Source organism: Streptomyces sp. NPDC056296 (genome assembly GCF_042268605.1).
Lineage (GTDB): Bacteria > Actinomycetota > Actinomycetes > Streptomycetales > Streptomycetaceae > Streptomyces.
This window is the reverse complement of record NZ_JBHJRX010000031.1, coordinates 98,352-110,988: the sequence shown is the minus strand read 5'-3', so window position 1 is coordinate 110,988 and position 12,637 is coordinate 98,352. Positions and strand designations below refer to the sequence as shown.

At 71.7% G+C, this 12,637-nt stretch carries 13 protein-coding genes; 6 read left to right on the top strand and 7 right to left on the bottom strand.

The window, feature by feature from the left end:
• Positions 1 to 143: 143 nt before the first annotated feature.
• A complete protein-coding gene (locus ACFCZF_RS23275) occupies positions 144 to 1,172 on the bottom strand; it encodes a methyltransferase (protein WP_376673280.1) in 1,029 nt (342 codons plus the stop codon).
• Between the two features lie 59 nt (positions 1,173 to 1,231).
• Positions 1,232 to 2,302: a nitrous oxide reductase family maturation protein NosD gene (locus ACFCZF_RS23270; protein WP_376673279.1), complete on the bottom strand. Its 1,071-nt coding sequence runs from the start codon at positions 2,300 to 2,302 to the stop codon at positions 1,232 to 1,234.
• Between the two features lie 142 nt (positions 2,303 to 2,444).
• Here ACFCZF_RS23270 and ACFCZF_RS23265 point away from each other — a divergent pair, with 142 nt between their 5' ends.
• Both ACFCZF_RS23265 and ACFCZF_RS23260 read left to right on the top strand, forming a co-directional pair.
• Entirely contained in the window at positions 2,445 to 3,272 is an 828-nt protein-coding gene (locus ACFCZF_RS23265) for a restriction endonuclease (RefSeq protein ID WP_376673278.1), read from the top strand.
• Positions 3,273 to 3,348: 76 nt separating this feature from the next.
• Positions 3,349 to 3,885, top strand: a complete 537-nt coding sequence (locus tag ACFCZF_RS23260; protein WP_375916746.1) for an isochorismatase family cysteine hydrolase — start codon at positions 3,349 to 3,351, stop codon at positions 3,883 to 3,885.
• Between the two features lie 87 nt (positions 3,886 to 3,972).
• Here ACFCZF_RS23260 and ACFCZF_RS23255 read toward each other — a convergent pair whose 3' ends face one another.
• Both ACFCZF_RS23255 and ACFCZF_RS23250 read right to left on the bottom strand, forming a co-directional pair.
• Complete coding sequence (locus ACFCZF_RS23255; protein ID WP_375916743.1) at positions 3,973 to 4,461, bottom strand: DUF5949 family protein; 489 nt, start codon at positions 4,459 to 4,461, stop codon at positions 3,973 to 3,975.
• 99 nt (positions 4,462 to 4,560) lie between these two features.
• Entirely contained in the window at positions 4,561 to 5,244 is a 684-nt protein-coding gene (locus tag ACFCZF_RS23250; protein WP_376673277.1) for a FadR/GntR family transcriptional regulator, read from the bottom strand.
• Positions 5,245 to 5,398: 154 nt separating this feature from the next.
• Here ACFCZF_RS23250 and ACFCZF_RS23245 point away from each other — a divergent pair, with 154 nt between their 5' ends.
• The 4 genes from ACFCZF_RS23245 to ACFCZF_RS23230 all read left to right on the top strand — a co-directional run bounded on the left by ACFCZF_RS23245 (position 5,399) and on the right by ACFCZF_RS23230 (position 9,320).
• The gene (locus ACFCZF_RS23245; RefSeq protein WP_376673276.1) at positions 5,399 to 6,328 is read left to right on the top strand and encodes a dihydrodipicolinate synthase family protein; all 930 of its coding nucleotides are present in this window, start codon (positions 5,399 to 5,401) and stop codon (positions 6,326 to 6,328) included.
• Between the two features lie 88 nt (positions 6,329 to 6,416).
• A complete protein-coding gene (locus ACFCZF_RS23240) occupies positions 6,417 to 7,895 on the top strand; it encodes a sialate:H+ symport family MFS transporter (protein ID WP_376673275.1) in 1,479 nt (492 codons plus the stop codon).
• A 103-nt stretch (positions 7,896 to 7,998) separates the two neighbouring features.
• The gene (locus ACFCZF_RS23235) at positions 7,999 to 8,364 is read left to right on the top strand and encodes a transglycosylase family protein (RefSeq protein WP_375916731.1); all 366 of its coding nucleotides are present in this window, start codon (positions 7,999 to 8,001) and stop codon (positions 8,362 to 8,364) included.
• 80 nt (positions 8,365 to 8,444) lie between these two features.
• Entirely contained in the window at positions 8,445 to 9,320 is an 876-nt protein-coding gene (locus ACFCZF_RS23230) for an oxygenase MpaB family protein (protein WP_376673274.1), read from the top strand.
• A gap of 46 nt (positions 9,321 to 9,366) precedes the next feature.
• Here the strand turns inward: ACFCZF_RS23230 and ACFCZF_RS23225 are convergent, their stop codons facing one another.
• From ACFCZF_RS23225 to ACFCZF_RS23215, 3 genes are all read right to left on the bottom strand, one after another.
• Complete coding sequence (locus ACFCZF_RS23225; RefSeq protein WP_376673273.1) at positions 9,367 to 10,332, bottom strand: YihY/virulence factor BrkB family protein; 966 nt, start codon at positions 10,330 to 10,332, stop codon at positions 9,367 to 9,369.
• 440 nt (positions 10,333 to 10,772) lie between these two features.
• Positions 10,773 to 11,609, bottom strand: a complete 837-nt coding sequence (locus ACFCZF_RS23220; RefSeq protein WP_376673272.1) for an ABC transporter ATP-binding protein — start codon at positions 11,607 to 11,609, stop codon at positions 10,773 to 10,775.
• Positions 11,610 to 11,727: 118 nt separating this feature from the next.
• A complete protein-coding gene (locus ACFCZF_RS23215; protein WP_376673271.1) occupies positions 11,728 to 12,456 on the bottom strand; it encodes a trypsin-like serine protease in 729 nt (242 codons plus the stop codon).
• Positions 12,457 to 12,637 lie beyond the last annotated feature (181 nt).

Sequence of the window (12,637 nt, the reverse complement as noted above, 5' to 3'; positions counted from 1 at the left end):
CCTTTCTTAGGGGGCGCATGGGGGGACCCCCCCACCCCCCCCCCCTGTTTTTTCGCAGGCCCCTCCCCTTCCAGGGACCACACTTAGCCCCCAGACCCCCCTCTCTCTTTCCGCCGCCCGACGTGCCGCGTCTCCCGGTCAGTTCACTCGGGCACGGTGCAGTCGAACGCGTGCAGATAGGGGCTGACCGGACGGATGTCGTCGATGACGAGGCCCGCGTCGGTCAGCCGGCCGACCATGCTGTCGGTGGTGTGCTTGGCGCCGCCGACGTTGAGCAGCAGCAGCAGGTCCATGGCGGTGCTGAACCGCATCGAGGGCGTGTCGTCGACGAGGTTCTCGATGACCACGACCCGGGCCCCGGGCCCGCCCGCCGCCATGACGCCCCGCAGGGCACGGGCGGTGCTGTCGTCGTCCCACTCCAGGATGTTCTTGATGATGTAGACATCGGCCTGGACGGGGACGGCCACCCGGCAGTCGCCCGGCACGATCCGCACCCGGTCCGCGAGCGATCCGCCCTCGCGCAGCCGCGGGTCGGCGTTCTCCACCACCCGTGGCAGGTCGAGCAGGGTGCCGTGCATCGACGGGTACTTCTCCAGCAGGCTCGCCACCACGTGCCCCTGGCCACCGCCGATGTCCGCGACCGACGTGCTCCCCGACAGGTCGAGGAGGGCCGCGACGTCCTGCGCGGACTGCCGGCTGGAGGTGGTCATGGCGCGGTTGAAGACCTCGGCCGACTCGGGAGCGTCCTCGTTGAGGTAGGTGAAGAACTCCTTGCCGTACAGGCCCTCGACGACGTTGTGGCCGGTACGCACCGCCTCGTCGAGCTGGGGCCACGCGTCCCAGGTCCACGGCTCGGTGCACCACAGCGTGATGTAGCGCAGGCTGTGCGGGTCGTCCTCGCGCAGCAGCAGGGACATGTCGGTGTGCGCGAAGGTCCCGTCCTTCCGCTCGGCGAAGACGCCGTAGCAGGTCAGGGCACGCAGCAGCCGGCGCAGCGGCCTGGGTTCGGTCTTCACCGAGGCCGCGAGGTCCTCCACGGCCATGGGGGTGTCGCCGAGCGCGTCGGCGACGCCGAGCCGGGCGGCCGCGCGGAGGGCGGCGGCACATGCCGCCCCGAACACGAGCTCCCTCAGCCGCATGGGCGGGGGTGGGGCAGTCTGTGCGGTCGTCATGTGCCGCTTTCCTTCCTACTTCGGTCCACTACGGTCCACGGGTGGCTGCGGCCGACCGGTCAGCACAGTCCCGCGGGCTTGGAGGCCCCGCAGGTGTTGCCTTCGAAGGTGTTGGTCTTGGCGGTGTCCCCGGTCCCGGCGTGGACGAGGTCGGCGGGGGAGTTGTCGCGCAGCCTGTTGCCGTTGACCTCGTTCTTCGAGTTGCCGGCGCCCACCATGCTCTTGGCCAGGACGATGCCGCCCGACATCGACGACTTGCCGGCGTTGCCCTCGACCGTGTTGTCGGCGACCAGGACCTTCTCGACGCCGGTCAGCACGATGCCCGAACCCTGGAGCGCCTCCAGCCGGTCGGTCTTCGGGCAGGACTTGTTGTTGCGCACGACGTAGTTGTCGCGCACGACCAGGTCGCCGGCCATGGGCTTGTTCTCGTCGCCGACGACGAACACGCCGGCGCAGTTGCCGCCGATGTAGTTGTCCGCGACGGCGAGGTTGCGCAGGCGCCGGACGGTGACGCCGATCCGGTTGCCCTCGAGCCGGTTGTGCTCGACGACCGTGCCCTGGGTGTCCGCGGCGCCTTCCTCGGTCTTGACGGTGTTGGCGAGGAAGATGCCGGCGTCGCCGTTGTCGCGGGCGGTGTTGTCCCGGAAGGTGCCGTGGATCGACCGCTCCTGGGCGATGCCCCAGACGCCGTTCTTCACCGCCGTCACGTTCCGCACGGTGAGCCCGTCGGTGGCCATCGAGAACAGGCCGGTGCGCTTGAAGCCGGTCACCGTCAGGTTGGCGACGGTGATGCCCTTGACGTTCTCGTCCTTCGTCCCGATCACGCAGATGCCGTTGCCGCCCTCGGCACAGGTGTTGTCGGTGGCCTTCTCCGTGCTCGGCTTGATGACCGTGCCGCGGCCCACGCCGCGCAGGGTGAGCCCGGCCGTGCTCACCTTGACGCTCTCGTGGTAGGTGCCGGGGGTGACGAGAACGGTGTCGCCGGGGTCGGCAGCGTCCACTGCCTTCTGGATCGATTCGCCGGGGTGGACCACGTGGGTCATGTGGCCGGCGGACGCCGGGGCCGCACCGAGCCCCGTTCCGATCATCGCTGCGGTGCACACCAGGTACACGACATGGCATTTCTTCATATTCCGCACGTTATGCCCGAAAGATTCGCGCACGGGAGGGATAAGCCATCCGACGGCGTGTCATGAACGGACGGTGAACCGGTGGTTCTTGGGCAGACGGCGTAAGTGATCTTCATGTCGGCCGCAGGGAGGAATGACCAACGTGACCGTGCCTGAACGCCGCATACGCCCGCGACGCCCCGGGCGCCGCTTCGACCTTCGCGCGACGGCCGTGCTCTTCGGGCTCGCCGCCGTCGCCCTGATCGTCGTGGGATGGCTCGTGCGGATGGCGCTCGACGTCGCGGAGCGGCGTCCCGCCTGGGCCGTCGTCCTGGTGCTCGGGGGAGTGGTGGCGGGCATCGTCTGGGTGCGCGGGAGGGCCGGGTTCTCCCCGAGGAGGCTGGTCCGCCGGGCCACGGGAGCCCTGGAGGCGGCCACGGCCACCACCCTCGACGCCCTGGAGAAGCCGACGGCCGCGCCGACTCGTGGGGCGCACGTCATCGAGGAGCCCGCCATGGAGCCGGTCGTCGACCACGAGGAGCCCGCCGCGGAGGCGGCCGTCGACCACGAGGAACTCAGCCCCGACGAGTTCGAGCAGGCGATAGCCGATCTCTGCGTGCGGGACGGCTGCGCCGAGGTGGAGGTCGTGGGCGGAGCGGGCGACCTCGGCGCGGATGTGGTGGCGGTGGCACCCGACGGCCGCCGCGTCGTCATCCAGTGCAAGTACTACGGCGACGGGAACAAGGTCGGCTCCCAGGACCTCCAGCGCTTCGGCGGTACCTGCTTCACCGTCCACGAGGCCGACGTCGCGGTCCTCGTCACCAGCAGCGACTTCACCGCTCCGGCCGCCGAGTACGCCGAGCAGTGCGGAATACTCTGCGTGAACGAGAGCCAACTGCGCGACTGGAGCGAGGGACTGGGGCCGGCGCCCTGGGCACTGAACGACCTCGTGGAGGAAGCGACGGAACCCTCGGACCGCTGCTCCCAGTGATCTTCCCTGCCCTCACCGCCCCGCCGTCGGCCGGGGAAGGGCGGATTTCCCGCCGCCCAGTGGCAACCTGGGCAGCATGGGCAACACCGCGCTGATCGTCATCGACATGATCAACACCTACGATCACGAGGACGCCGACTCGCTGATTCCCGCCGTGGAATCCGTGCTGCCGGCGCAGACCGGCCTGCTGGAGCGGGCGCGGCGGCAGGGCGTCCCCGTGATCTACGTCAACGACAACTTCGGCGAGTGGCGTTCGCACCACGGTGAGATCCTCGACAAGGCCCTCTCGGGACCGCACGCCCGCCTCGTCGAGCCACTGCGTCCCGACGACGCCTCCCTCTTCGTGGTCAAGGCGCGCCACTCGATCTTCTACGAGACCCCGTTGACGTATCTGCTCCACCAGCAGGGGATCGACCGGCTCGTGCTGTGCGGGCAGGTGACCGAACAGTGTGTGCTCTACTCGGCGCTCGACGCCCACATCCGCCACCTGCAGGTCATCGTTCCGCGCGACGCGGTCGCCCACATCCACGCCGACCTCGCGGATGCCGCGCTGCGCATGATGCAGCGGAACATGGGCGCCCGGCTGTGCGACAGCGGCGAGTTGTGGACGTGAGGCGATCCGCCGACGGCGGGCACGCGGCCCTGTGCCGACGGCACGGCCGCGCCCCGCTGACCGGTTCGCCCGCCGCTGCCCGTCCCGTCAGCTCCGGAGGCTGCGCGCGGGCACGATGACCTGCGCGGCCGACGTGAGCGTGGCCTCGTCGTTCGCGAAGGCGGCGACCGCCTCGCCGTCGCCCGGCTCGCCACCGGACCAGGGGCGCGTGGTGAAGATCAGGCAGGCGTACCCGCGCTTGTCGACAGCCGTCCGCCACTGAGGCGTGGGGACGAACTGGGCGTTGACGCCCGGCATGGTGAGCGCCGCCGCGCCCGGTACGACCAGCAGGCCGACCGGCAGATTCGGCAGGCGCGTCGCGTCGAGGACACGGTCGCCGACGGAGAGCCCGGAGTGCCGCAACAGCCGTTCGACGGCCGCCGGGGACGCCTCCGGGCCGCCCTCGCCGTCGCCGAGGGAGCAGGCGAGGAGGAAGGGGACGTCGCCGTCGGGGGTCTCACGGCTCCAGGACATGATGACGAGCGTGCCGAGCTCGGCGGTTCGCAGGGGGCGCGTGTCAGTTGAGATCGAGGTCACCGCGAAACCGTAAGGGCGCGCCGGGACGCACCCGCCCGCCTCTCACCCGACTGGCGGACGCCGTCGCGTTTCTTCACACGAACGAGGGGTGCCGTGCGCTCAGTGCCGCGACAGTCGGCTGCGGATGTCGTCGAAATGCCGGTGCACGGCCGTCTCCGCGGCCTCCGCGTCACCCGCCCGGACGGCGTCGACGATCCTGGCGTGCATCCGGGCCAGCTCCTCGCCGTCGGCGGCCGTGCCCAGGCCCTGCGCGCGCACCCGGTGGAACGCGCTCCAGAAGGCGTCGAGGAGTTCGCTGAGCAGTTCGTTGTCGAGCGAACGGTGGAGGACCCGGTGGAAGGCGCGGTCGGTCCGGGCCGCGATCTCGCCCGCCTCGTGCACCTCCGTGTGCATCGTCGTCACCAGGGCGTCCAGTTCGGCCAGGTCCTCGTCGGGCAGCCGGCCCGCCAGCCGGTGCATGAGCCCCGCCTCCAGCGCCTCGCGCAGTTGCAGCAGTTCGAGCAGGCTCCCCTGGCCACGGCGATGCCCGACCACGGTGCGGAACGCCATGGCCTCGGTCATCGGCTCCAGCGACATGGTGCCGACGTAGGTCCCGAAGCCGCGCCTGATCTCGACGATGTGCATGGCCTGGAGGGACTTGAGCGCCTCGCGCAGGGAGTTCCGGCTGACGCCGAAGCTCTCCATCAGCTCGGTCTCGGTCGGGAGCGGATCACCGGGGCCGAGGCCCTGCTCGACGATCAGGTCCTTGATCTTCTCCTCGGCGTCCGCGGCGACCGATCGCATGTGCCGTCCCCTCTCGACCCTTGACATCCCCTGCGCTGCCGTGTGTCACTCTAACAGGACGTAGGACATCCTACGTCCGGATTCCCCGGGTGGGAGGCGAGGTGCTGCCCGCCACCGTCCGGGGCGGCGGAAACAGCACGACCTGGAGTACCGCATGCCCTTCCCCGCGCCGCTGCGAGGCGTCGTCCCCCCGGTCATCACCCCCCTCACCACGGCAGGGGAGGTGGACACCGCCTCGGTGCGCCGGCTCACCGAACACCTGATCTCGGCCGGTGTGCACGGCCTGTTCCTGCTGGGATCCAGCGGCGAGGCCGCCTACCTCACGGACGCCCAACGGCTGACCGCCCTCGAAGCGGCCGTGGACACCGCGGCGGGCCGCGTGCCCGTACTCGCCGGGATCATCGACACGACCACCGCCCGGGTACTGGACCGGGCGGCCGACGCCGCACGGGCAGGCGCCGACGCGCTCGTGGCCACGGCGCCCTTCTACACCCGCACGCACCCCGTCGAGATCGCCGACCATTTCCGGCGGATCCGCGCGGGCGCCGACCTGCCGCTGTTCGCCTACGACATCCCGGTCGCCGTGCACACCAAGCTGCCCCGCGACGTGGTGCTCGACCTGGCCGGCGACGGCACCCTCGCCGGGCTCAAGGACTCCAGCGGCGACGAGGGCTCCCTGCGCCGCCTCCTGGTCGAACTGCGCCGGCACACGCCCCACTTCTCGGTGCTCACCGGCTCCGAACTCACCGTCGACTGCGCGCTGCTCGCGGGCGCCGACGGAGTGGTGCCCGGCCTGGGCAACGTCGACGCCCACGGCTACGTACGGCTCTACGAGGCCGCCCGCGCCGGCGACTGGGCCGCCGCCAGGGCCGAACAGGACCGGCTCGCCCTCCTGTTCGCCCTCACCGAGGCGGGCGATCCGGCCCTGATGGGCCCCAGCTCCGCAGCGCTCGGCGCCTTCAAGGCCGCCGCCCGCCTGCTCGGCCACATCGACTGCGCGGCCACCGCGGCACCGCAGGTACCGCTCGACGAGGCGGCCCTGGTCCGGATCCGCGGCCGGCTGGCCGAGGCCGGCCTCCTGTGACACCGGGGCCCGGCCGGGGGAGACCGACCCGCCCCCGGCCCCGCCCCTCCAGCCCGACGGGCGTCTCCCCACCCGCATTGGATCCGTCATGTCATCTGCGCGCACCACCCCGACCGCCCTGCCCTGGTACCGCGAGATCTCCAGGGAGAAGTGGAAGTCGTTCTTCGCCGCCTGGATCGGCTACCTCCTCGACGGCTTCGACTTCGTCCTGATCACGCTGGTGCTGACCGAGATCGCCGACGACTTCGGACTCTCGACCGTCGAGTCCGCGAGCCTGGTCTCCGGAGCCTTCATCACCCGCTGGCTCGGCGGCGCCGTGCTGGGCGCGCTCGGCGACCGCTTCGGCCGCAAGAGCGCCATGGTGGCCAGCATCCTGCTGTACTCGATCGGCACCTTCGCCTGCGGCTTCGCCTGGGACTACACCAGCCTGTTCACCGCCCGACTGCTGATCGGCATGGGCATGGCCGGCGAGTACAGCGCCAGCGCCACCTACGTCCTGGAGAGCTGGCCCGCCCGGCTGCGCAACCGTGCCTCGGGATTCCTCATCTCCGGCTTCTCGCTGGGCGGCGTACTGGCGGCCGAGGTCTACGAGCACGTGGTGCCGGGACACGGCTGGCGCTGGCTGTTCTACATCGGCCTGTTCCCCGTGGTCGTCGCGCTCTGGGTGCGGCGCGCGCTGCCCGAGGCGGACGACTGGGAGGCGCGGGTGGGGGCCACCGGTGAACGGCCGAACCCGTTCCGGCCGCTGTTCGCCGGACCGCGCCGGGCCACGGTCAACACGGTGCTCGCCGTCGTCGCCACCGGATCGCTCTTCGCGGTGTTCACCCCGCTCGGCGCGGGGGCGGTGCCCGTCCTCTCGGTCGCCGCGGCGGCCTGTCTGATCGCGTTCGCCGTGCAGTTGGGCGGACGCAAGCGGTGGCTGCTGTTCGTCGCGCTCTGCGTCACCGTCTTCTGCGCCTTCCTCTACAGCTGGCCGGTCCAGGCCCTGCTGCCCACGTACCTCAAGACCGAGCTCGGCTTCACCCCCGCGCAGGTCAGCGACGCGCTCTACTACGCCGGGTTCGGCACGATGGCGGGCTGCATCGTCACCGGCTTCCTCGGCGACCGGTTCGGTACGCGCAGGGCCTACGCCTGCACCCTGCTGATCGGCGTCGCCTTCGTCTTCCCCGTCTTCGCGATCCGGGACAGCCAGATCGGGCTGGGCATCCTGCTCTTCCTCATGCTCGCCTGTATGCAGGGCATCTCGGGGCTGCTGCCCAAGTTCATCGCCGGGCACTTCCCGACCGAGTCCCGGGCGGCCTCCCTGGGCTTCACCTACAACGTCGGAGCGTTGGGCGGCGCCGTCGCCCCGGTGCTCGGGGCCAGGCTGGCGTCGACCATGTCCCTGGGGCAGTCGCTCGCGGTGCTGACCTTCTCGCTGACCCTCGTCGTGATCCTGCTGATCGGCTTCGACGTCCCCAGCCGCCTCAACCGCCTCGTCGACCCGGAGGCGGTCCCGGACTACCTCGCCTCCGAGGCGGTGGTGGACAGCCCGCGTCCCATACGGTCGTCGACGCCGGGCGGGTAGGGCGCGAGGGGCCGACGAGGGCGGTGGATCGTGTGCTCCGACCGGCGTAAGGAGGCGGCGGTCGGCGCGCGACCTCGCCGTCACGTGGTGTAACAGTCTCTGTATGATCTGTAGACGAAATGCTCATAAGAGCGACGTGCGCAGTTCGCAGGGCCGCAGGATCCGGACCGCAGTGGTGGTCCTGTTCGCCGCGACCGCACTGGGTACGACCACCGAAGCGGCGGCCTCGCCGTCGGTCCCCCTGCGTACCGACTGGGACGCCATCGCCGCGTGCGAATCCGGCGGCAACTGGAAGGCGAACACAGGCAACGGCTACTACGGCGGCCTGCAGTTCGCGCGGTCGAGCTGGATCGCCGCCGGTGGCCTCAAGTACGCCCCGCGCGCCGATCTCGCCACCCGAGGGGAGCAGATCGCCGTGGCCAAGCGCCTCGCCCGTCTTCAGGGAATGTCGGCCTGGGGCTGCGCCTGACGTTCCCGCCCGGCAGACCCGGGCAGAAGTAGTCATGTGAGCCGCCCGTCCGCACCAGGGTGAAGGAGGGCTCGGCAGCCATGGGACTTCTCCCCGGGAACAGCCGTCCCGACCCGCGCGCACGGCTCGGCGACATGATCTTCTCCAGGGTGGCGGGGCCGGAGGGGCCCGGAAACCGTGCCCGCATCCACGACGCACCGGGCCCACGCTGGTTCGGCCCCAAGCGGCCGATCAGGCGGGTGCACGGGGACGCCTCGATGTTCATCGGGGGCCTGACCGCCCTGCTGCTCCAGTCCCTCCACCCCCTGGCCATGGCGGCCGTCGCCGCGCACTCCGGGTTCCGCGGCGACCCCTGGGGCCGGCTGCAGCGGACCAGCACCTTTCTGGCCGTCACCACCTACGGACCGGCCGACAGCGCACAGGAGGCCTGCGAGCGGGTACGGGCCGTCCACGACAGCGTGCGCGGCACCACCTCCGAGGGGCAGGCCTACGCCGCCGCGGATCCGCACCTGCTGTGCTGGGTGCACGTCGCCGAGGTCGACAGTTTCCTGCGCGCCCACCAGCGCTACGGCGCCCGGCCCCTCGACGACGACGAGTGCGACGCGTACGTGGCCGACGCGGCGCGCATCGCCACCGCGCTCGGCGTCCCCGACCCGCCCGTGGACCGCGCCGGACTCACGGAGCGGCTGGCCGCCTATCGCGGCGAACTGCGCGCGACCGGCGAGGCGCGGAGCACCGCGCGGTTCCTGCTGCTCAATCCGCCCGTGCCGCTGCTCGCGCGCCTCCCGTACGCGGTCATCGCCGCCAACGCGGTCTCGCTCCTGCCGGGCTGGGCCTCGCGCGCCCTGTGGCTGCCGCGCGTTCCCCCGGCCGAGGGCGTGTGCGTACGCCCGCTCGGCGTGGCCGTGACCGCGGGAATCCGCTGGGCGCTGACTCCGCCCCGTGACGCGGCGTAGTCCAGGCCCGGCTTCGCCGGGCGCCCCGGCCGTCACGACGGGACCGTCAGTCTCCCGGCCCGGGATCCGGCCGCACCGGCGTACGGATGCCGGCCCGGGCCGCTTCCAGCTGCGCGGCGAACGCGATGCCGAGGAAGAGCGCCACGGCGGTGAGGTTCGCCCACAGCAGCAGCGCGATGAAGGCGGTCAGCGGACCGTAGACGGCACCGAAGGCGCCGCTGTGCCCGACGTACAGCGCGAGCAGCCAGGTCGCCGAGAGCCACAGCACGAGGTGGACCGCCGAGCCGAAGGCCAGCCAGGTGTAGCCGGGCTGGTCGCGGCGGGGCGACCAGCGCAGGATCACCGCCGAGGCGACCCAGGCCAGCAGCAGCCCCGCCGGCACCTCCAGCACGCCCCACCACCCGGTGCCGCCGTCCCGGTCGCCGACGGAGCGGGCCACGGCGTCCCCGACGGCCTCACCGGCGACGAGCACGAGGAACCCGAGCACCATGGGCAGGCCCGCGGTGAGCGCGAGCAGCAGCGCCCTCGCGTACTTGCGGGGGAGGGGACGGTCGCGCTCGATGCCGTAGATGCGGTTGGCGCCCCGCTCGATCTGGCCCATGGCAGAAGCGAGGTTCAGTACGGCGAACGCCAGGCCGAGCCACAGTGCGAGGGTGCTCCACGCGTCGCTGTCGGCGCTGCGCCGGGTGCCCTCGAACGCCTTCTCCACGACGTCGGCGCTGGCGCCCGGCACGATCCGGCCGAGGGTGAGCTCGATGATCCGGCCCACGCCCTCGGTGTGCACCGACGTGGCGAGGCCCACGAGCACGATGGTGAACGGGACCAGGCCGATCACCACCTGGAAGGCGAGGGCCCGCGCGTTGGTGAAGCCGTCCGCGTAGCGGAACCTGGTGAAGGAGTCGGTGAGCAACCGCAGGCCGCCGTACCGGCGCAGGGCGGTCAGGGCTTCGTCACCGGAGAGTTCGTCTCCGAGCATGTCCCGGGTCTGCGGGACGTGGACGGCGGTTCCCACGATGCGGCTGCTCCTCGTGTCGGGGCGGGACGGGCGAGGTGGAGTTCCTCCCCCCGTGCGCATGCCCCGTGAACGAGTCGGCAGCGCGGACGGGACGACCTCCCACCTCGACGGCATCGCCGTGTTGACCGGGGTAACCCGTGGGCGTGCACTTGTGCCTTCCCCCCCCGCCGCCCGTTTTCACCGGCGGGCGGGCGGGCAGTTCCCGGCGGGGGAGCCGAGGGGCGGTCCCGGACGTCCAGAGCCGATGCGTCCGGGGCCGCCCTCGCACCGATTCCCCCGCGCGAGGGGCTACGCGTCCGCCTGGCCCTTGTCCTGGGCGGCGAGTTCGTGGAGGCGAGCCAGTTCCGTGCTGAGGAGCACCGCCCCGGCGACGGACACCGGGACCGAGAGGCCGAGCAGCGCCGGCGCCGCTGGCCAGTTTCGTTGGAGCGGCGCAACTAGGCGTGGCTTCGGCGGCCGGAGTAGGCCGACCAGCGGCCGTCGCGCCTGGACACCGTGATGTCGCGGCCGAAGCAGGCGGTCAGGAGGGAGTCGGTCAGGACACCGTCCACGACCCCCTGGGACAGGACCCTGCCCTCCCGCAGCAGCAGGCCGTGGCTGACGGCCGGGAACAACTCCTCCAGATGGTGGGTGACCGTCACGGTGGCCAGTTGCCGGCGCCCCTCGGCCAGTTGGTGCATGGCCTCGACGAGATCCTCGCGGGACGGCAGGTCCAGGGCGTTGAACGGCTCGTCCAGGAGCAGCAGGGCCGGGTCGGCCATCAGCGCCCTGGCGATGAGGACGCGGGCCCGCTGCCCGCCCGAGCAGACACCGTACGGTCGGTCGGCCAGTTCCTTGACACCGAGTTCGACGAGCAGGTCGTGGGCCCGGAGCCGGACCTCGTCGTCGTACGTCCGCCACAGGGGCTGCACGGTGCCACTGTGGCCGGTGAGTACGACCGCGTGGGTGGTGAGGTCCTGCGGCACCCGCTGGGCGGAGCCGACATGGCCGATGCGTGCCCGGAGCTCACGGACGTCCACCCGTCCGAGCCGGCTGCCGAGGACCTCGACGGTGCCGGTCGTGGGGTGCATGAGCGCGCCGAGCAGCCGCAGCAGGGTGGTCTTCCCGGCGCCGTTGGCCCCCAGCAGGGCCCAGTGCTCTCCCGGCCGGACCGTCCAGTCGACGCCGTCGAGGATCACCTGGTCCGTCGTGTGGCGGCGGACGCTCACGTCCCGAAGCCGCAGGACGGCCGCCTCGCACTCGTCCACCAGTGACTTGACTGTCTGCCCGGCCATACCGGAGCTCCTTCGCGCGGGACACCGATCGTTCACGGTGAACGGTAGATGCCTCCACCACGCGCCTGCCGGGCCGTCCGTTTCCTGGACGGCCCGGCCCGCTCCACGGCGGAGACGGTCAGACGCCCGCCACCGACTGGATCCACGAGCGGTAGGCGGTCACGTTGGTGTACGCGGTGGTGCTCTGCCGGTCGCTGGTCGAGGCGACGCCCACCTGGACGCCGCCGGCCATCATCGGGCCGCCGGAGTCGCCGCCCGCGGTGATGCCGTCACCGGGGCGGGCGCAGATCGCCTGACCGTAGTAGGCGTCGTAGCACCCGCGGGTGACGGTCAGGTTGGCGACCTTCAGGTACCGCGACTGGCAGTTGATCTCCGAGCCGCACCGGGAGGTGGCGCCCCAGCCGTAGACCTGCACGCCCTGGCCCACCCGCACCGTGCCCGGCTGCCCGAGCTGTGCGTAGGAGGCGGACACGGAGCGGTCGAGCCGGACCAGCGCGAGGTCCGACGAGGAGTGGGTGACGGTCTGGACGCCGCTCGCCACGGTGCCGCCGGAGCTCTGGTCGAGGCTGCCGATACGGAAGGAGAGGTTTCCGCCGCTCACGCAGTGCTTGGCGGTCAGGATCCAGGTGGGGGAGATGATGGTCGACGAGCAGGTCTGGGTTCCGTTGGAGAACAGCCGGGCCGCCCAGGGGGCGTTCTGTGCGTAGCCGCCGCCGATGATCGGCTGGGGGCCGCCGTCACCGGGCCGGGGCTCCGCCGCCGAGGCGCTCGGCGCGAGCGTGAGGGCGGACAGCAGGGCTGCCACGAGAGCGGCCATCAAGGTGGGGACGAGTCTGGATATGCGCAAGGCTCCTCGATTCCGACGACACGCGTGGGGGCGCGTGTTGATGTGTGGGGGCGCCGCTCAGCATGTCCGGCGCGGTTTCGGGGCCACCAATCCCGACTTCTCATAACGCGCCGTTATGGCGGGCCCGGGGGGGGGGGGAGGGGGGTTAATGGGCCCGTTGGTGGCTCTGGGTGCGGAGGGT